At 32.4% G+C, this 20,237-nt stretch carries 16 protein-coding genes; 15 read left to right on the forward strand and 1 reads right to left on the reverse strand.

Going from position 1 to position 20,237, the window contains the following annotated elements; genetic code table 11:
• Nucleotides 1-246: 246 nt before the first annotated feature.
• Entirely contained in the window at nt 247-3,462 is a 3,216-nt protein-coding gene (locus tag P2W65_RS18455; RefSeq protein ID WP_289659887.1) for a cytochrome c biogenesis protein, read from the reverse strand.
• A gap of 334 nt (nt 3,463-3,796) precedes the next feature.
• Between P2W65_RS18455 and P2W65_RS18460 the strand changes: the two genes are divergently transcribed.
• The 15 genes from P2W65_RS18460 to P2W65_RS18525 all read left to right on the forward strand — a co-directional run bounded on the left by P2W65_RS18460 (nt 3,797) and on the right by P2W65_RS18525 (nt 20,214).
• Nucleotides 3,797-4,558, forward strand: coding sequence for a Rossmann-like and DUF2520 domain-containing protein (locus P2W65_RS18460; protein WP_289659888.1), 762 nt, complete (start codon nt 3,797-3,799; stop codon nt 4,556-4,558).
• Nucleotides 4,542-5,069, forward strand: coding sequence for a KdsC family phosphatase (locus P2W65_RS18465; protein ID WP_289659889.1), 528 nt, complete (start codon nt 4,542-4,544; stop codon nt 5,067-5,069). The genes P2W65_RS18460 and P2W65_RS18465 overlap by 17 nt, the downstream gene beginning before the upstream one ends.
• A gap of 146 nt (nt 5,070-5,215) precedes the next feature.
• The gene (locus P2W65_RS18470) at nt 5,216-6,142 is read left to right on the forward strand and encodes a geranylgeranylglycerol-phosphate geranylgeranyltransferase (protein ID WP_289659890.1); all 927 of its coding nucleotides are present in this window, start codon (nt 5,216-5,218) and stop codon (nt 6,140-6,142) included.
• On the forward strand, nt 6,135-6,719 hold the full coding sequence (locus P2W65_RS18475; RefSeq protein WP_289659891.1) for a Maf-like protein: 585 nt from the start codon (nt 6,135-6,137) through the stop codon (nt 6,717-6,719). Before P2W65_RS18470 ends, P2W65_RS18475 begins: the two co-directional genes overlap by 8 nt.
• Before the next feature lie 11 nt (nt 6,720-6,730).
• Nucleotides 6,731-7,261, forward strand: a complete 531-nt coding sequence (locus P2W65_RS18480) for a mechanosensitive ion channel domain-containing protein (RefSeq protein WP_289659893.1) — start codon at nt 6,731-6,733, stop codon at nt 7,259-7,261.
• Between the two features lie 105 nt (nt 7,262-7,366).
• The gene (locus tag P2W65_RS18485; RefSeq protein WP_289659894.1) at nt 7,367-8,467 is read left to right on the forward strand and encodes an AI-2E family transporter; all 1,101 of its coding nucleotides are present in this window, start codon (nt 7,367-7,369) and stop codon (nt 8,465-8,467) included.
• 78 nt (nt 8,468-8,545) lie between these two features.
• Complete coding sequence (locus P2W65_RS18490; RefSeq protein ID WP_289659896.1) at nt 8,546-10,378, forward strand: hypothetical protein; 1,833 nt, start codon at nt 8,546-8,548, stop codon at nt 10,376-10,378.
• Nucleotides 10,379-10,568: 190 nt separating this feature from the next.
• Entirely contained in the window at nt 10,569-11,081 is a 513-nt protein-coding gene (locus P2W65_RS18495) for a hypothetical protein (protein WP_289659898.1), read from the forward strand.
• A 218-nt stretch (nt 11,082-11,299) separates the two neighbouring features.
• Nucleotides 11,300-12,925 (forward strand): LVIVD repeat-containing protein, encoded by a 1,626-nt coding sequence (locus tag P2W65_RS18500; RefSeq protein ID WP_289659899.1) that lies wholly within the window; start codon nt 11,300-11,302, stop codon nt 12,923-12,925.
• A gap of 180 nt (nt 12,926-13,105) precedes the next feature.
• Nucleotides 13,106-15,637, forward strand: coding sequence for a PIG-L family deacetylase (locus P2W65_RS18505; protein ID WP_289659900.1), 2,532 nt, complete (start codon nt 13,106-13,108; stop codon nt 15,635-15,637).
• 114 nt (nt 15,638-15,751) lie between these two features.
• Nucleotides 15,752-17,476 (forward strand): sodium:solute symporter family protein, encoded by a 1,725-nt coding sequence (locus P2W65_RS18510; RefSeq protein WP_289659901.1) that lies wholly within the window; start codon nt 15,752-15,754, stop codon nt 17,474-17,476.
• 9 nt (nt 17,477-17,485) lie between these two features.
• Nucleotides 17,486-17,830, forward strand: a complete 345-nt coding sequence (locus P2W65_RS25420) for a DUF805 domain-containing protein (protein ID WP_434783343.1) — start codon at nt 17,486-17,488, stop codon at nt 17,828-17,830.
• 246 nt (nt 17,831-18,076) lie between these two features.
• Nucleotides 18,077-18,679 carry a hypothetical protein gene (locus P2W65_RS18515; RefSeq protein ID WP_289659902.1) on the forward strand — a complete coding sequence of 201 codons (603 nt, stop codon included), beginning with the start codon at nt 18,077-18,079 and terminating at the stop codon, nt 18,677-18,679.
• A 67-nt stretch (nt 18,680-18,746) separates the two neighbouring features.
• A complete protein-coding gene (locus tag P2W65_RS18520; protein WP_289659903.1) occupies nt 18,747-19,373 on the forward strand; it encodes an MCP four helix bundle domain-containing protein in 627 nt (208 codons plus the stop codon).
• A 211-nt stretch (nt 19,374-19,584) separates the two neighbouring features.
• Complete coding sequence (locus P2W65_RS18525) at nt 19,585-20,214, forward strand: DsbA family oxidoreductase (protein ID WP_289659904.1); 630 nt, start codon at nt 19,585-19,587, stop codon at nt 20,212-20,214.
• Nucleotides 20,215-20,237: the final 23 nt, after the last annotated feature.

Genomic DNA, 20,237 nt, shown 5'->3' on the forward strand with positions numbered 1-20,237 from the left:
AGCTCCAGCGGAGCGACATATTTTTTGCATGCTATAATATAATGTCACTCCTCCGGAGCTTTTTTAATTCTCTTATTGAAATTCTATAAATATTTGACCCCGCTGGGGTCTTTATAGACAAAAAGCTTTTTAATATTTAGTTCAGTGTAAAAGGTGCTGTTTCAAATAAACGTTATTAAAATACAAAAAAAAGCTCAGCATAAAAACTGAGCTTTTTCGATACGAATCAATAATTAATTTGATGATTTATTTTTTAATCTTTTTGGTTTTATAGTATTTTCTATATTTTGGATAAGTAATCGCTCCTATTAAAGAAATTGTTATCAGGCAATAATAAATCCAGCTTAATGAATGTGCTTCTCCACTAGCATAAGAGTGTAAACCAACCAAGTGGAAATTTACTCCATAATAAGTGAACAAAATCGATACAAAAGCATACATACTCATTAAATTGAAGAACCATTTGCCTCTTAAAGCAGGAACAAAACGAGCGTGAATTACAAAAGCATAAATCATAATCGAAATTAAAGCCCAAGTTTCTTTTGGATCCCAACCCCAGTAACGTCCCCAGCTTTCATTTGCCCATTGTCCACCTAGGAAGTTTCCAATCGTTAGCATGATCAAACCAATAGTTAAAGACATTTCGTTGATATAAGTGATCTCTTTAATGTTTAATTCCATTTTAGCTTTGTTTTTCTCTGTTGTAAAGAAAATCAATAATAATGACACAAAACCTAAAATCATTCCTAATGCAGTTGGGCCATAACTACCTACAATAACTGCAACGTGAATCATTAACCAATAAGAATTAAGAACTGGCTGTAAGTTCGCAATTTCAGGATCAATCCAGTTCAAGTATGCCGCCATTAAAATCATAGCAGTAACGAATGCAGATGAAGCAACTGTTAATTTTGATTTTCTGTCAAAAGCCAATCCGAAGAACATGGTTGACCAAGACACATATACAATAGATTCATAAGCATTACTCCAAGGTGCATGCCCAGAAATATACCAGCGCGCTATTAATCCTAATGTATGAAGCACAAATAACAATCCAATTATAATATGGAATCCGTTTATTGTCATACGCAGCCATTTTTTCTCAAAGAAAATATTGACAATAATAAGAATGAACATAAAACTTGCCGCTGTAATATACCAATACGATAATTTTTGAAAAACGTCATATTTGTTATAGGCAATCTCTGCATCAATTTTTTGTTCGCTAGGCATTACTTTGGCTCCAAATTTCTTTTGGAAACCATGAATACTTTCTACTAAATTATCAGCTGTATCAAAGTTCTTCGCGATCGAACCGTTATTCAAAGCACTAAAATATAAAGGCAGGATTTGTTTCACATAAGTTGAATCCATTCCTTTAAATCCAGCTCCTTCACGTTCTAAATACGAAACCCATTTATGATTTGGATCATTTGGAACTGGGAATATCTTTAAAATGCTACCGCTTAAAGCAGATTCCATTAAGTTTACTTTTTTATCTGTCTCAATATAATCTTTCTCAAACTGATTAGGATTTGCGGCTTTATAAGCAGCATCTAAATAAGGTGATAGTTTATAATTTCCTTGTTCATCAAAGAACTTTACAAATGGAGCATATTTATCTTTCGGATCAATACCAATAATTTTTCGGATACTGTCATTTCCTGATTTAATGTAAATTAAAGGAACCTGAATCCAAACCTGAGCATATTGTGTCATCGATAAAAACACCTGGTCAGAATTCATCTCGTTATATTTATCACTGTGGCTTACTTTACGAAGTAATTCAGATGAAAACGTATTAATCGGCTTCATTCTTCCTCCAGCATCCTGAATAATCAAACGTCCAAATTTTGCGGCATGTGCTTCTGGAGCTTTATAAATATTCAATAACGAATCTAACTGCTTTTTACTTGGCGGTGCAGTTACATGATTGGCGTGATCGTTTGGATCTGTTGCATGTGTATGGTCATGGTCGTGCGAGTGAACATGTGGTGTCTGCTGTGCAAAACCACTTAAACTTAACATTAAAACTAAAATCGTAATTAGTTTTTCTTTTTTCTTTTTAACAGCTTCCAGCTTACGTTTTAAATCGCCAAAACGAGAATGTTTTGTAAACATAATTGCCATTAAACCTATGTAAAGCATAAAGTATCCAAAATAAGTAATGTTAGTTCCCCAGAAATCATGGTTCACAGATAAAACAGTTCCTTTTTCGTCTGGATCAAATGAAGATTGGAAGAAACGATATCCTTTATAATCCAAAACGTGGTTCATAAAAATATCGGCATCAAAAGTTTCTGTAGAATCCTGAACGGTTACTTTACTTTTAAACGCAGAATAACTTTTTTCAGTTCCAGGATATTTATCAGCAATAAAGTCATTTAGTCTCACTTTGAAAGGTAAAACATACGCTTTACTTCCATAAAATAAAGAGTATTCAATGTTTCCAATTTTTACTGTTTTAGGTTCTCCAACCTGTCCTTTAGAACCAAAAAGCATTACTTCTTTTTCCTGTCCTTCGGCTTTTACTTTGACAACTAAAGCATCTGAATGCGTTTTAGCTTTATAATCATTATTAGATTCATATTCTACTTTTCCTTTCATTGCAGGATCTGGAAATACAATTCTAATATCTCCAATACTGTATAAAGAACGCATCATTAAAGGCTGTACATCATCTTTAGTAACTTTACCTTTAAGCTGATCGGCCATTCTCATAAATTCTCCTTCAAAAGGCGTTTGAATAGTGTATTTATCACCTTTAGTATTAATATTGATGGCTCCGTCTGTTTGTTTATTTAAAGCAAACAAAACATTATGAATGTTCTGAACTTCGCCTTCTTTTAAGTAATGTTCTTCACGTCCGCCGGCACCTGCTTCAACTAATTTAAGGTATAAAGTTCCGTTTGGATCTTCTTTGACCACTTCCTTTGCTCCCATGATATAATTAGCATAAGAAACTTCAAAAGGAGTTTCGTCAAATTTTCCAGAAATAGAAAAATCATTATTAGTTGCAGGAGATAATAAAAGACTCTTTTCGAAAACTCTTCGTTTCATTTCTCCTTTATATTCGCCATCGACAAAAATGGTTAAAAAAGTTTTATCAGAATATATTTGATTTTCAGCCGCTCCTTCACGAATCGGCATCATTCCTTCATAACTAATATATCTTGTAATAAAAGCTCCTATAATGATAAAAATAAAGGCTAAGTGAAGTAATAAAGTTGCCCATTTTTCTTTTTTAAGTAATTGATAACGCTTGATGTTTCCGAAGAAGTTAATAACGAAAACTACCATTATGGCTTCAAACCACCAAGTATTGTAAATTAGAATTCTGGCTGTATCTGTATTGTATTTACTTTCGATAAAAGTTCCAATACCCATTGCTGCTGCAAATGCAATAAAAAGAACGGCCATTAAACGTGTAGAAAACAAAAAAGAGAATATTTTTTTATCCATTTTTAAGGAATTACATTGTATATAAAGTGGCACAAAAGTACTTAAAAATGTTTATTTGAGACATGCGATATTTGTTAATAAAAACCAAATATATAACGGTGAATTTAATCAAATTCTCAAAAATGTACACTTATATTTACAAAACTATATCTAGAGAAATTTAACCGATTCTTTTCGCTGATTACAGTCAAAACAAAATAAATACGCTATTCAGCTTTCGTTTTGATAATTACAAAAAGAATTTCAGAAGCAAAAGAATCACAATCTCTACAATCTGAATCAAAACTTTTCGTTACAAATTATCTTTATAAAAAATAATACTAATTTTGCTTTTATGATTCAGATAACAATTATTGGTTCCGGCAATGTAGCACAGCATTTGATAAAAGCTTTTGATGGAAGTAAAACCGTTGAAATTAAACAGGTTTTTTCACGAAAGAAGGAAACGTTGCTGCATTTAGTTGACTATGAAAAAATTGTCACGGATTATAATGAAATCCAGCCGGCAGACTTGCATATAATTGCCGTTTCAGACAATGCAATTACAGCAGTTTCTGAACAGCTTCCTTTTAACAATCAATTTGTGGTTCATACTTCTGGTACCTCTTCAATTGATATTTTAAATCCTAAGAATCGTCGTGGTGTTTTTTATCCGCTCCAGACTTTTTCAAAGAATAAAGCTATTGATTATTCGATTATTCCCTTTTGTTTGGAAGCCGAAAATACAGCCGATTTTAAGTTATTAGAATCCATTGCTAAAAGTATTTCTACAGCAGTTCATTCTGTTAGTTCTCAACAGCGTAAAGCACTTCATGTTGCAGCTGTTTTTGTCAGCAATTTTACAAATCATTTATATTCTTTGGGACAAGAAGTTTGTGAAGAAAATCAGCTGCCGTTTGCTATTTTAAGACCTCTCATTCAAGAAACTGCGGACAAAATCAATACTCTAGATCCAATTGATGCGCAAACTGGTCCGGCTATAAGACACGACTCAAATACTACAGAAGCCCATATAGCCTTTTTACAAGACGAAAACAAAAAAAATATTTATAAAATCCTAACACAATCTATACAGCATAATGGCAAAAAGTTATAAAGAAATAATGAATGACATCACAACATTTGTTTTTGATGTAGACGGCGTATTAACAGACAGTTCTGTTTTTGTAACCAACGAAGGTGAGATGTTGCGAACAATGAATATTCGCGACGGATTTGCTTTAAAGGCTGCAATTGAAAGCGGTTATAACGTATGTATTATTTCTGGCGGAAGCAACGAAGGTGTTCGTATTCGTCTTCAAAATTTAGGTGTGAAAGACATTCATTTGGGAACTCCTGACAAAGTAAAAACCTTTAAAGATTATACCGAAATCAACAATATAAAGCACGAAAATGTTTTATATATGGGAGATGATATTCCTGATTTTCACGTTATGAAATTAGTAGGCCTTCCAACGTGTCCTCAGGATTCTACCCCTGAAATCAAAAATATCTGCCGTTACATTTCTCATGTAAAAGGCGGACGTGGAGCGGCAAGAGACGTTATCGAACAAGTGATGAAAGTACAAGGAAAATGGATGGAGTATTTTAATGGAAAACATGACTAAATTATTTTAGATTGTTGACTTTAGATTTTAGATTCCTGATTATTTAGCGTAATTAGCTTTGTCAAAGTTTTAAACTTTGACAAAGCTTGAGAGCCAATAAAACCTTTGAACCTTTGTTCCTCAGAACCTTTGCAACTTAAAAGAAAATGAAATTCCTAAAACTTATTCGATATAAAAATTTGTTAATGCTGGCTTTTATGCAGCTTCTTTTCCGTTATGCTTTTCTAAAACAGCAGAATATTCCGCTTGCTTTATCAGATTGGCAGTACAGATTATTGATTTTAAGCACCGTTTTGCTAGCAGCAGCAGGATATGTCATTAACAATATTTATGACGTGGCAACAGATAGTATCAACAAACCAAATGATGTAGTGGTAGGGAAAGGAATAACCGAAACAGCAGCCTATAATATCTATATTGGATTAAATATTTCAGGAGTTGCTCTAGGATTTATTCTTTCTAATATTATTCTGAGGCCAACTTTTGCATCACTTTTTATCTTAATTGCTACTCTATTGTATTTTTATGCTACAACCTTAAAACAAATCATGATTTTAGGAAACTTTGTGGTAGCGTTACTTCTTGCTTTAAGTGTATTAATTATTGGTGTTTTCGATATTTTTCCTGCAACAACTGCCGAAAATCAAGCGCAGATGGCTAGTCTTTTTTCAATTTTAATTGATTATGCTTTGTTTGCTTTTATGATTAATTTTATTAGGGAAATAGTTAAAGATATTGAAGATGTAAATGGCGATTACAATCAAGGAATGAATACTTTACCGATTGCTATAGGTGTTGGAAGAGCAGCGAAAATCGCTTTAGGCTTTGCCATAATTCCGTTTATTTTATCTGCTCTTTATGTAAATACTTATTTCATGGAAAATAAGCTTTATATAGCTGTTTTTTATGCTTTTGCTACAGTTCTCGCGCCTTTATTATACTTTATAGTAAAAATATTTGATGCCAAATCTCAAAAAGATTTTCATCATCTGAGTACTATTTTAAAACTAATTTTATTCTTTGGAATTCTATCAATCTTGGTTATTGCCTTAAACATCAAATACAATGCTTAAAGAAAAATTAAAGAAATATAAAATCATTCTAGCTTCGGGATCACCAAGAAGACAGCAGTTTTTTAAAGATTTAGATCTTGATTTTGAGATTCGTTTAAAAGATGTTGAAGAGATTTATCCACCTCAATTAAAAGCAGCTGAAATTACCGATTATCTTGCGGAACTAAAAGCGAAAGCTTTTGAAGGTGAACTAAAAGAAAATGAAATTTTAGTGACCAGCGATACCATTGTATGGCATCAGAATAAAGCTTTAGGAAAACCAAAAAACGCTGAAGAAGCTTTTGAGATGATTAAATCGATGTCTAATGCAACACACGAGGTTATTACTTCCGTTTGTTTTAAAACGAACCAATCTTCTACTCTATTGCATGATATTACCAAAGTAACTTTTAATGATTTGTCTGACGAAGCTATTTTATATTATATAGAAAACTACAAACCTTATGATAAAGCGGGTGCTTATGGCATTCAGGAATGGTTTGGTTTTATGGCAGTTGCAAAAGTTGAAGGATCTTATACCAATGTTATGGGACTTCCGACAGCAAAAGTCTACGAATTTTTGACTACATTAGTGTAAAAATTTTATTTATGTTTTCCTTTAAAGAGTATAGTCGCGAGATAATAGCAACCATAATTCTCATTCTAGTATTAATTGTACTTCGAATGGTAATTGCAAAACTGGTTAGAAGTTTTGCAGCTTCGAGTCAGTTATTTGAACATCGTACCAATTTAGTTATTAAGTACATTAATATTTTAATGAATATTTTGGTCACTACAAGTTTAATTATAATTTGGGGTGTACAAACTGAAGATATTTTTCTTACTGTTTCTTCTATTGCAACTGTAATTGGAGTCGCTATGTTTGCACAATGGTCTATCTTGAGCAATATTACTTCTGGAATGGTTTTATTTTTCTCTTTTCCATTCAGAATTGGAGATACTATCAAAATACACGACAAAGATTTTCCAATCGAAGCAGAAATTGAAGACATCAATACTTTTCATGTAAGCTTAAAAACTAAAGAAGGAGAAAAAATTGTCTTCCCAAACAATTTATTACTGCAAAAAGGAATTTCAATAATCCCTGCAAAATACGAGGAACGAGAGTTTTTTGACTAGAATTTAAAATGGGAATTGTATAACGCCGAGAAAAAAAGCTAGAACGCAAAAGAACAAATTAAGTGTAATATTTGTTTTATAAATCTAGCTTAATTCTTAAAAATAATGACTCGGCCCGTAACTTTACCTTTTTACGCAAAACTCGCTTTTATACTTGTAACTTTAATTTGTTTTGCCTTTATATTTTGTACTGGAAAAAATATTATTACACCAGTTTTACTTGCTTTTCTTTTTGCTGTTTTATTACTTCCTATTTTTTCTTTTTTTAATAAAAAGCTAAAATTTCCAAGACATCTTGCGGCAATAGTATGTCTTATTATTTTTCTTTCTTTTATAGTCGGAATTTTAATCTTTATTTCCTATCAGGTCACTTACATGGCAAATGACTTTGAAACCATAAAGAAAAATGCGAATACTTTTATCATTGAAATTCACAAATTTATAAGAGAGAATTTCCAAGTAAGCATTGGCGATCAGAAAAAATATCTCGATTCTGTTACTCAAGATTCTGTTAAAAGCGGACAAGCAAAACTGGGTTCTTTTATAATATCTGTAAGTGATGTTCTTTTTGACAGTATGATTATTGTAGTCTACACCTTTTTATTTTTAATCTATAAAGAGCATTTTAAACTATTTTTAGCGAAATTAATTAAGAGGGAGAATCACTCGGTTTTAATGGATATCCTTTCCCAGATTAAGGTTTCTATCAATAATTACATTGTAAGTTTAATTATTGAAATGATTGTTGTTTCAGTTCTGACCAGTTTAGGTTTATGGATAATCGGTATAAAATATTTTATCTTATTAGGATTAATAACTGGTATATTAAATTTGATACCTTATATTGGAATTACAATTGCTGGAATTATCACAATTTTAGCTTCTTTAACGGGATCTGGAGAAACATCTGTGATTCTAGGAATATTAATCGTCAATATCATCGTTCAATTTATTGATAATAATCTACTTGTACCTTTGATTATTAACTCTAAGGTAGAAATCAATGCTTTTGTGTCTATTATGGGAATTATTGTCGGTGGTGCCGCTGCAGGAATTTCTGGAATGTTTTTGGCGATTCCGCTTTTGGCAATTTTAAAAATTATTTTCGACCGTATCGAATCACTTGCTCCCTGGGGTTATCTCATGGGAAATCATGTGCCAAGGAAATTTACATGGCGTAAAAGAAAAATTGCAACAGAAAATTAAAATGGACGTTATGCTATAAAACCTCCTATTTATTCCTTACATTCATAAACAATAAAACTATTAGAAGAAAACTACCGAATGTCTTTAAATAAAAAAATACTATTTTTTATTTTGCTTTGCTTTTGTCTACAAAGCGGATATGCTCAGGTAGATAAAACTAAAAAAGAACCTAAAACCCAAAAAGATTCTACTGAAATCTATACCAAGATTCGCAATTATTCTAAGAAAAATAAGTTTACCCAAACGATGCATAAACTATTTTTTAGGTCGAAAAAACCAAAGAAGAAAGAAGAATTACTTGTACCGATAGATTCTACCCATTATGATGGCAAAATTATCCGCAACATAAATATCATCACTTTAGATCCTTTCGGACATTCAGTGGCTGATACTACTCAAGTACCTAAGAATTGGGGAGAACGAATGGGAAACAGGCTTCATTTAAAAACAAAAAAAATAGCCATAAAAAACCTCTTACTTTTTAGAAAAAATACACCTTATGATACTTATAAAGTTTTAGAGAGTGAGCGTTTGATCCGCGCACAGCGATATGTAACAGCTGTGCGAATCTCCAATCAATCTGTTGGTCAGGCTTCTGATTCTGTAGACGTTACCATACGTGTTTTAGATTCTTGGAGTACCATTCCGAGATTTTCAATTTCAAGTAGTCAAATGTCTATCGGTTTTAAAGAAAAAGACTTCTTCGGTTCAGGACAGCAATTAGAATATCGTTACACTAACCGATTTGATGATGGACGAAATGCTAACGAGGCGACATACACTGTTCCAAATATTAAAAATACTTATATTGGAACAGTACTTCATTATAAAATGGACATAGACAATAATTACATTAAAAGTATTGATATAGAACGAGATTTCTACTCTCCCTTAACAAAATGGGCAGGAGGTGTTTATGTTGATGAATTTTACAGAAGAGATACTTTACAAGCTCCTGATCTTTCCTTTGCCTATCAGCCTGTTAAATATGTTTCTCAAGATGTTTGGGCTGGTCATGCTTTTAAAGTTTTTGAAGACGACAATAAAGCAATTACAAATCTTATTACTACGGCTAGATTTTTAAATAAAAATTTTAGTGAAACTCCAACTGAAGTATATGATCCTGATCATTTTTATTCGGACGAAAAATTAATTCTCAGCGGGATTGGATTGAATACGCGAAAATTTATCAAAGACAGTTATATTTTCCGAAACGGACAAACAGAAGACGTCCCGATAGGAAGAATATACGGTATAACATTGGGATATCAATATAAAAATACTTTTTGGAGACCTTATGTAGGGGCGCAATTTTCGTTTGGCAATTATTATCGATTAGGTTTTTTAAGTATGAATTTTGAGGCTGGAACTTATTTTCATCAATCCAAAACCTATCAGACCGCTTTCTTATTTGAATCTAATTATTTTACAAAATTACATAGTATTGGAAAATGGAAATTGAGACAGTTCGTAAATCCAAGGCTGGTGATTGGAATAAACCGTGATAATATAATTGGAGATCAGCTAAATATTAATCAACAAAATGGTTTAGCAGGATTTAACACCGCTATCTACGGAACAAGTAAAGCTTTGTTATCACTCCAAACACAAACTTACTCCCCTCATGCTTTATGGGGTTTTCGTTTAAATCCTTTCTTTAATTATTCGGTTGCTGTTTTAGGAAGTCCTGAAGTTGCCATGACTAAAAGCAAACCTTATTCCAAGATTACTTTAGGATTACTGGTAAGCAACGATTATTTGGTTTTCAGCTCCTTTCAGCTTTCTATTTCTTATTATCCAAGCATTCCATTACAGGGAGACAATGTATTTAAAACAAATACTTTTGAAACTACAGATTATGGACTCCAAAGTTTTGAACTGGCAAAACCACGTGTTGTCGATTATAGGTAATTTTTTTTATCTTTTTTTTCGAAGTTCTGTTTTAAGCAAAAACCTTTAAAAACCAACATTTTACCCGTTAAACAAAATTTAAAATAATTCGACGAAATGCGTTTTTTACTCGACAAAATACATTGTTATTTTTTTTGGCACAGTATATGAATATCCCTAAACAAGATTAACATTAAAAAAAATAAAAAAGATGAAAACGATAAAATTAGCAATCGCCGGATTATTTCTAATGGTTGCAAGCGCCACGCAAGCCCAAGTATCGATAAACGTTAACATAGGAACTCCTCCAGCTTGGGGACCTGCAGGATATACAGATATGGAGTATTATTATCTTCCTGATATTCAAGCTTACTACGATGTACGTGCAGCTCAATTTATCTATTATGGAAGAGGAAAATGGGTAAGAACAACTTACTTGCCAAGACAATATAGAAACTATGATTTATATGGAGGTTATAAAGTAGTTTTAACTGATTACCATGGTAGAACCCCTTACGTTTACTATGATCGCCATAAAGTAAAATACTACAAAGGATATCATGGAGCGCCTCAAAGACCATACAAACCAAGACCTGTATACGGCTATAACGAGCGTAGAGATTACAAACGTTATGATAAACATGACAAGCACGATAAACACCGCGATAGACACGACGACCATCATCATCACGATGATCGCGATCACGGACGTGGAAGAAGATAATTGCTAAATAACTAATTTTCAGCATAAGAGAGTATCAAAAAAACGATACTCTCTTTTTTTTGCTTTTTTTGTTTTGATCTTTTTTCAAAAGATTGTAACTTTAGTATAAATCACTATTAAACAGCTTTTTAAATTAGCTTATTTTAAAAATTAACCTTTGTTTAATGTGATTATGATATATATTTGCACCGAATTTCTAAAACTCAAATCGAATCTTTATGAAAAAGAATGTTTATTTGCTTTCATTTTTAGCAATGTCCCTTTTAATAGGCTGTGACAGTAATGATGATAACAAAAATAACAATCAATCGTTAGACAACATTACGATTACTTCAGATCAAAACACTTTAAGCTTAAGGCTTGACTACACCAACTCTGGGGTAATTTCGATCGAAAATGGTTCTCAAACAGGAAAATCTGCTGAGAATACCGTTACTAATTTCCCACTTGTGCAAATTGCAGAGGTAAAACCTCCAGTTGACGCCAACGGAAGAACTTTACAAGCCAGCCATGTTACAGTAAACGGAAACTACGCTTATGTTTCTTATATCACTCGTGGTGATGTTTATTCTGGAGCAATTGACGTGATTGATGTTACTGATCCTTACAAACCTAAGTTGGTTACATCGGCTTTGATTCCAAATACTGATGTTACCTCTCTTACTTATACAAACGGAAACTTAATTATTGGTGCTGCAAAAGATATAGACAAAGATCCTTTGCTTAAAAATAATCCAGCTGTAGTTTACAACATGCCATTAAGTTCTGGACTTCTAACGGATAAAACAACTGCAAACTATTTAGAAAGCAGAGTTACTACAGATGTAGCAGCGAATACCAATGATTATTTTGCTGTTACTGGAGATAACGGAAGTTTATTCAAAATGAGTGCTTCAACAAAAGCCATAACAGGTAAAGTTGCTGTAGCAGATTTACGTTCTATCGCTTTAACTTCTGATAAAGTGGTTACTTTAAGCGGTACTAAAGGTGTTAATATTTACAATCAATCTACACTTGCTTTACAAAAAAGTTTTGCGACATCTACAGATGTAAGCGGTGCAAAAAGAACAATGGATATTGACGGAACAAAACTTTTAGTTTCTGAAGGGCCTAATGGTCTTGGTGTTTATGATATTAACAGCGGTTCAAAATTGCAGACTATTGCAATTCCAACTGCTGCTGAAGATAATGTTACGAATGCAGTTTCTGTAAATGATGGTTATGCTTTCCTTGCTAATGGAGCATTAGGATTAAATGTTTATCAATCAGGAACACAACTTGGTTTATTAGGTTCTTTAGGAATTGCTGGTTCATCAAACTATGTGAAATCTAGCGGTAATTATATTTATGTTGCCAGCGGAACAGGCGGTTTAAAAATCATTAAGATGGAAAAACCAAATACTACATTTGCAAGCTGTTCTTCATATCCGGTTTACAATCAAGGCAAAGATTTGATTTTAAATTCAAATGACATTAAATCGTATCAAGGCGCAACTGCTATTAATTCGGCTATTATTAATTCTGGAGCTGTATTAACACACTGTGGTTCTATTGCAATTTTGAATAATCTAACTTTAAACAGCGGTGGTACTTTTAACATGAGAGGAAGTTTATCTCAAGGTAAATATCAGCAATCAAACCCAACGCAATTAACTATTAACAGTAATGCAACACTACAAGTAGAAGGTTCTGTTGTAATTTGGGGAGATCTTCTATTAAACAGCGGTGCTAAAATTAATTTCATCGGTACAGGTTCTTCTATTACAATCTACGGAAAAGTTACTAAAAATAGTGGCGTAACCATTACAGGAAATTATACTGATACAGAAAACAAATTGAAATAACATTTCGTTTATTTCAAAATCAAAATACAAAAAAGCCGTTAGAACACATCTAACGGCTTTTTTTATTTTATTCCTTCTCAATTAAGGTACAATTATTGTGCGTTAACATTTCATTTAAATAATCTTCCATAAAATAATTAGTATTTTTGGGACAATTCTAAAAACACCTAACTTTTAATCATGCGAAAAATACAGGTACAAATCTTTCTTTTATTTTTTATAGGTTTTCAGATTTCGTTTGCACAGCAGCCACAAAAACCAAATTCAGTTGAAATTTACAATCAAATCAAAAAATTAAACTTTTTAGGTTCTGTCTTATATCTTGCGGCACATCCTGATGATGAAAACACTAGAATGATTTCGTATTTGGCCAATGATATGAATGCGAGAACGGGTTATTTGTCTTTAACTCGTGGTGATGGCGGTCAGAACTTAATTGGATCACAATTACGCGAATTATTAGGAGTTATAAGAACTCAAGAATTAATTGAAGCTAGAAAAATAGATGGCGGAGAACAGTTTTTCTCTCGCGCCAATGATTTTGGTTTTTCTAAAAATCCAAATGAAACCTTAGATATTTGGGATAAAGATAAAGTCTTAGCTGATGTGGTTTGGACAATCAGAAAATTTCAGCCAGACATTATCATTAATCGATTTGATCATCGATCGCCGGGAACAACACACGGGCATCACACTTCTTCAGCAATGCTGAGTGTTGAAAGTTTTAAACTAACAAACGATCCGAAAGTTTATCCTGAACAATTGAAATACGTAACGCCTTGGCAGGTAAAAAGACAATTTTTCAATCCGTCTTGGTGGTTTTATGGTAGTCAGGAAAAATTTGATGCTGCTAATAAATCAAAATTTACCAAATTAGAAACGGGTGTTTATTACACTGGAATTGGAAAATCGAATCAGGAAATTGCTGCTTTGAGTAGAAGTCGTCATCAATCACAAGGTTTTGGAAGCACTGGAGTTCGTGGCGACGAAACTGAATATTTAGAGTTGATTAACGGAGAAACTCCTAAAGACCGTGATAATTTATTTGACGGAATTGATACAAGCTGGAATCGTGTCAAAAACGGAAAACCAATTGGAGATTTAATTTCCTCTATTATTTCAAACTACAACTTCAGTAATCCATCTGCAAGTATCCCGGATTTAGTGAAAGCCTATTCGATGATAGAAGCTTTAGAAGATACGCATTGGAAAACCATCAAAGCCGAAGCAATTAAAAGTATTATTGCATCTTGTTCTGGTTTATATCTTGAAGCCGTTTCAAACGAACAGGAAGCTACTCCAGGAAGTACTATCAGATTAACTCTTGAAGCCATCAACAGATGTTCGGTTGATATGCAATTAGTAAGTATTACAACATTGCCAGACAATAAAACGACTGTTCAAAACAGTGTTTTAAAAAACAACAGCGATCAAAAAATTAATCTTCAGTTGCAGCTTCCAAATACTATTGAATATACACAGCCGTATTGGTTAAAAGAAAAAGCAACTGTCGGAATGTACACGGTTTCGAATCAAGAGATTATTGGAATTCCAGATATTATAAGAGATACTAAAGTTGTTTTTAACGTAAAAATTGCTGGTGTTGATATTCCATTTGAACGAACAGTTGTCTACAAATACAATGACGGCGTTAAAGGAGAAATGTATAATTTCTTGGATATTGTTCCAGAAGTTACGACTTCAATTTTAGAAAGAGTTTTGATTTTTAGAGATACTAAAAGCAAAATGATTCCTGTAAAAGTTCGTGCTGGAAAAGACGAGGTAAAAGGAAATTTACAATTGGATTTACCAAAAAGCTGGAGTGTAGCTCCAAAAGAAATTCCGTTTACTTTGGACAAAAAAGGAAATGAACAGATTTTTTACTTTGAAGTAACACCACCTGTTAATCCAGAAGAAGTTACTGCTAAAAGTATTGCAACAGTTGACGGCAAACGTTTTGATAAAGATCAGACGATTATTGATTTTCCTCATATTACTAAACAAATGGTTTTAAAACCGGCTGAATCAAAATGCATCAGAATTGATCTAAAAACTTCAGAAGATGCGATTGCTTACATTATGGGCGCTGGCGACGAAGTTCCTGAAAGTTTAAAGCAAATGGGATACAAAGTTTCAATTTTAAAACCTGAAGAAATTACGCCAGAAAAATTAGATTCATTCAGTACTGTCATTACAGGAGTTCGTGCTTACAATACCGTTAATGCTTTAGCTAACAAACAAAACATTCTTTTCAATTTTGTAAAAGGTGGCAAAAATATGATTGTACAATATAATACAAACGGAAGATTGGTTACTGATAAAATCGCGCCATATCCATTAAAATTATCGAATGATCGTGTAACCGAAGAAAATGCAAAAATCACTTTCTTAGCGCCAAATCATCCTGTTTTAAATACGCCAAATAAAATCAGTTCTAAAGATTTTGAAGGCTGGACACAAGAACAAGGTTTATACTATCCAAATGAATACGATTCTGCCTTCACTCCTATTATTTCGTCTCATGATAAAGGAGAATCTGCTAAAGATGGCGCTTTATTAGTCGCTCCATACGGAAAAGGATATTATATTTACACTGGTTTAAGTTTCTTTAGAGAATTACCAGAAGGAGTTTCTGGAGCTTATAGATTATTATCTAATATTATTTCGCTAAAACAACCTCTTGAAGCCCCAAAACAAGATATAAAGCAATAAAATATGGAAGCCAAAAAACAAAAAAAATGGAAGAAAAGCTATACCTATGTTTTGGTAGCTAATGCAATCTATATTGCCATTTTCTTTTTAATCATGCAATTATACTCATAACCTATGCAGCTATTTGACTGGATCGTACTTATTGTAACTTTATTATTTATTGTTGGATACGGCTCGTGGAAAACCAAAGGAAGTAAAAATGTTGAAGATTTCATTTTAGGAAACAACGAAACGCCTTGGTATACAGTTGGCCTTTCTGTAATGGCTACTCAAGCCAGCGCTATTACCTTTTTATCAACGCCAGGACAAGCTTATCATGACGGAATGGGGTTTGTACAGTTTTATTTCGGATTGCCAATTGCAATGATTGTGATTTGTTTGACTTTTATTCCGCTCTATCATAAAAGCAAAGTTTTTACCGCCTACGAATTTTTAGAAAAGAGATTTGACGTTAAAACACGTTCTCTTGCAGCTATTTTATTCTTGGTTCAAAGAGGTTTAGGAACTGGATTGACTATTTATGCACCAGCCATTATTTTATCTGCGCTTCTTGGATGGAATTTAACTGTAATGAACATTATTATTGGTGTAATGGTAATTATTTATACCTTTTCAGGAGGAACAAAAGCTGTAAACGTAACGCAGAAACAACAGATGTTTGTGATTATGTCTGGAATGTTTATTACTTTCTTTTTGATTCTTCATTATCTTCCAAATGACATGAGTTTTAATAGTGCGCTTCATATTGCTGGAGCAAATGATAAAATGAATATCGTAGACTTTTCTTTTGATCCTGAAGAAAAATACACCATTTGGAGTGGTATTACTGGAGGTTTCTTTTTAGCACTTGCCTATTTTGGAACAGATCAATCGCAGGTTGGTCGTTATTTATCTGGGAAATCGGTGCGTGAAAGCCAGATGGGATTAATCATGAACGGACTTTTAAAAGTTCCGATGCAGTTCTTTATTCTTTTAACAGGAGTTATGGTATTTGTATTTTTTCAGTTTAATCCTGTGCCTTTAAACTTCAATCCAAACAATAAAGCAACCATTGAAAAATCGGCTTTTAAAGGAGAATATCATAATTTGGAAGAAAAGTTAGTAAAACTTTCGGAAGACAAAAAAGTAATCAACTTATTGTATATTGATCAGTTGAATCAAGATTATGACAATCCGATTCTTCGCAAAGAATTAGTGGCATTATCCAATAAAGAAAAAGATCTTAGAGAAAAAGCCAAAGAAATTATCCTAAAAGCCGACAGTAATTCGGAAACCAATGATAAAGATTATGTGTTCTTTCATTTTATTCTAAATTATTTACCAAAAGGGCTTATCGGATTATTATTGGCTGTGATTCTTTCCGCTGCCATGTCATCAACAGCTTCTGGATTAACGGCATTGGCTTCGACAACGGCAATCGATATTTATAAACGAAATCTAAAAACCGAAAAATCGGAGAAGCATTATCTAAACGCTACAAAATTTTTCACGCTGTTTTGGGGAGTTGTAGCCATACTTTTTGCCTGCGTTGGAACTTTGTTTGAAAATCTAATTCAACTTGTAAACATTATTGGTTCTATCTTTTACGGAACCGTTTTAGGAATATTCTTAGTCGCATTTTATACTAAAAGAGTTCAGGCAAAGCCAATGTTTATCAGTGCTATTATCAGCCAGCTTACCATTTTCGTGATTTATTATTTTATGGTTTACAATCAGGAAAAGCTAGGTTATTTATGGTTGAACTTCATTGGCGCAATCTTAACTATTGTATTAGCAGTAATATTGCAATTTTTATTTTTTAGGGGGAAACCGGACGATAACGAATTTATAATAGAATAAATCATTACGATGAAACATGTAAAAAACATATTCTTTTTCTCAACATCATTTACGGAAAAAGCTGGGAGAACAGAATATGGAATTTACTTATTATTCAATCTTTTGATGCTGTATTTAGTAAGTTATTTAAACCAAAATATTAATTTAGACAATGATAAAATACTATATCTATTCTATATCTGCTTAATAATTCTACTAACTTTTGTTCCTATGCAGGCAGTAACGGCAAGAAGGTTGAGAGATTTAAATGCTAATTCTGCTTTTATTGTTTTTAACTTTATCCCTATTTTGAATATTGCTTTTATAATATTTTTAATCTTTACAGAAAAAAGAAGGTCAAATATCCATGAATAATTTTAGATCTTTTTATCCTAATTCCCTAGCCCTGATGGAAGCGGCATCCTTTTTCTGGTCTCGTTCCTAAAAACGAGACCAGGAAAAGATATAGCGGACAGCAGGATTAGCTCCTTAAAATTATTATAAAATCATCTCTAAATAATTCGCTTAGAATTGTAAGTAAAAAAATACTATTTTAGTCGCACGAAAAATAATCTTAAAAAGATCAGCCAAAAACAACCATCACAAAACCAAAAGTTGTAAATGAAAATTTCAGACGATTTAGAAAAATTATTGCCATTTGGTTATCTTTTCCTGATTTTAATGGGAATGTTAAAAGATAGTATCTACTATTATCAGCTAGGAATAAATATTTTAAAATTTTCCACCATTACTGATATTTTGATAAGTCCGATAGTCTATATCACTTCACACCCTATTATTTTAATCACAATTTTTTTATTATTTGCAAGCCATTTATATCTTCCAAAATTTCTATCAAAAAATAAAGACAAAAAATCAATTCAAAAAACGTTTGATTTAAAGCCTGACGAAGAATTAACTATTGAAGAAAGAAAAAGTTACTACAATCAAATTGCGATAAAAACACTTGCCGTTATTCTTTTATCTTTTTTCATGGGAACTGGATTAGCTAGCGGTTATATAACCTCTCAACGAATTACCAAAGGAGCATTAGATTATAATTATAAATTAAATTTTAATGACGAAAAGCCTCAAGAGGTTAATCTTCTTGGCACAAATAGTCTATATTGTTTTTATGTAGAAAAAGGACAAAGACATATCAAAATTGCGCCAATCGGATCAATTAAAAACATAGAACTGCTTTATGCAACTTCGAGCAAATAAGCATCATTAAAACTGTTTCTTTTTATTCAATACTTTATGGGTTTGTAATTTCTAATACTAAAAGTTTATGAAAGATTTAAAAAAATACAGCAACAAAACCAAATCTGCGTTTATTCTTTTGATCGTAATGCTTTTGGTTTTATTAGGAAACTTTAATACGCTTCAAAATTCTAAGAATGTAAATGATAATATTAATGCCATTTATAAAGACCGGCTGGTTGTGGCACATTACATTTTTCAATATTCTAAACAGCTCCATTACATTAGGGCTGAAGCTGAAAAGCTGAATTTGAGCGATAATATCAAAAAAAATGAAATCATTCATACCTTAGACATTATTCATACTATTGATGATCTTTATGGCAAAACAGTTTTAACAAATAAGGAAAAGGAATACTTTGATGCTTTCTTAATTTCCTGTAAACAGATCAATAATCAGCTTGAAAACAGAAACTGGACAGATATTATTAACACTAGCGAAGAAGCTTTAAAAACCTTAGAATCTTTATCACAAATTCAAATTGAAGAAGGAAAGGCTAAACTTGCTACAGCCAATGCGATGTATAGCAGAAATAATAGCATTGGCCAATTACAGATTGCTTTACTTATTATTTTGGGTGGCATTACTTTTTATCTGCTAATCAAAAAAATAAAAAAAACAGTTAAGATTCCAGAACCACCAAGTTTGAATTAAAATTCTAGATGCTTAAAAATTAACCGCTAAGAAGATAAGAATAACGCAAAGTTCGCAAAGTCGTTTTTACAAAACTTTGCGAACTTTGCGTTTTCTGTAGACTTTCTAAATCAAAAAACCTTGCGCTCCTTGCGGTAAAAAAACACAAGGCATATCACCGTGAAACCTGAAACATAAAACTTGCAACAACAATTTTCCTTATCTTTGCAATATGAAAATAGAAATTTGGTCGGACATCATGTGTCCGTTTTGTTATATCGGAAAAAGACAGTTGGAAACAGCGCTTGCAGTGTTTCCTAACAACGAATTTGAAATCGAATGGAAAAGCTTTCAGCTGGATCCTACTATTACTTCACAGCCTGATACAGACGTTTACACGTTTTTAGCAGAAAGAAAAGGCATGTCGCTTGAACAATCTAAAGAAATGCATAAAGGAGTTGCAGAACGCGCTAAAAGTGTTGGATTAGATTACAACTTTGATAAAGCAGTTATTTCTAATTCTTTAAATGCTCACAGAATTATTCAATTGGCTAAAACCAAAAATATGGGCGATCGAATGGAAGAAATTTTCTTCAAAGCTTATTTTACTGATGGCGAAGATTTAAACAACGGTCAGACTTTAATTAAATTAGGAATTCAGGCAGGTTTAGAAGAAAGCGAAATTAGAGAAGTGCTGGAAAGCGAAACTTTATTTATCAAAGAAGTAGAATCAGATATTAAAGAAGCTGGAGAAATTGGTGTTCAAGGCGTTCCGTTTTTTGTTTTTGATCGTAAATATGCTGTTTCTGGAGCTCAGCCAATTGAAACTTTTGTAAAAACAATTCAGGAAGTTTTAAAGTAAAATTTAAACTTATAAAAAATCTA

The organism is Flavobacterium panacagri, assembly GCF_030378165.1.
Taxonomy (GTDB): domain Bacteria; phylum Bacteroidota; class Bacteroidia; order Flavobacteriales; family Flavobacteriaceae; genus Flavobacterium; species Flavobacterium panacagri.

Coding starts and splice junctions, on each gene's coding strand:
- P2W65_RS18515 (WP_289659902.1), top strand. CDS start 18,077: ATGAAAATTTCAGACGATTTAGAAAAATTATTGCCATTTGGTTATCTT.
- P2W65_RS18470 (WP_289659890.1), top strand. CDS start 5,216: ATGAAATTCCTAAAACTTATTCGATATAAAAATTTGTTAATGCTGGCT.
- P2W65_RS18475 (WP_289659891.1), top strand. CDS start 6,135: ATGCTTAAAGAAAAATTAAAGAAATATAAAATCATTCTAGCTTCGGGA.
- P2W65_RS18500 (WP_289659899.1), top strand. CDS start 11,300: ATGAAAAAGAATGTTTATTTGCTTTCATTTTTAGCAATGTCCCTTTTA.
- P2W65_RS18510 (WP_289659901.1), top strand. CDS start 15,752: ATGCAGCTATTTGACTGGATCGTACTTATTGTAACTTTATTATTTATT.
- P2W65_RS18525 (WP_289659904.1), top strand. CDS start 19,585: ATGAAAATAGAAATTTGGTCGGACATCATGTGTCCGTTTTGTTATATC.
- P2W65_RS25420 (WP_434783343.1), top strand. CDS start 17,486: ATGAAACATGTAAAAAACATATTCTTTTTCTCAACATCATTTACGGAA.
- P2W65_RS18505 (WP_289659900.1), top strand. CDS start 13,106: ATGCGAAAAATACAGGTACAAATCTTTCTTTTATTTTTTATAGGTTTT.
- P2W65_RS18485 (WP_289659894.1), top strand. CDS start 7,367: ATGACTCGGCCCGTAACTTTACCTTTTTACGCAAAACTCGCTTTTATA.
- P2W65_RS18455 (WP_289659887.1), bottom strand. CDS start 3,462: ATGGATAAAAAAATATTCTCTTTTTTGTTTTCTACACGTTTAATGGCC.
- P2W65_RS18460 (WP_289659888.1), top strand. CDS start 3,797: ATGATTCAGATAACAATTATTGGTTCCGGCAATGTAGCACAGCATTTG.
- P2W65_RS18520 (WP_289659903.1), top strand. CDS start 18,747: ATGAAAGATTTAAAAAAATACAGCAACAAAACCAAATCTGCGTTTATT.
- P2W65_RS18465 (WP_289659889.1), top strand. CDS start 4,542: ATGGCAAAAAGTTATAAAGAAATAATGAATGACATCACAACATTTGTT.
- P2W65_RS18490 (WP_289659896.1), top strand. CDS start 8,546: ATGTCTTTAAATAAAAAAATACTATTTTTTATTTTGCTTTGCTTTTGT.
- P2W65_RS18480 (WP_289659893.1), top strand. CDS start 6,731: ATGTTTTCCTTTAAAGAGTATAGTCGCGAGATAATAGCAACCATAATT.
- P2W65_RS18495 (WP_289659898.1), top strand. CDS start 10,569: ATGAAAACGATAAAATTAGCAATCGCCGGATTATTTCTAATGGTTGCA.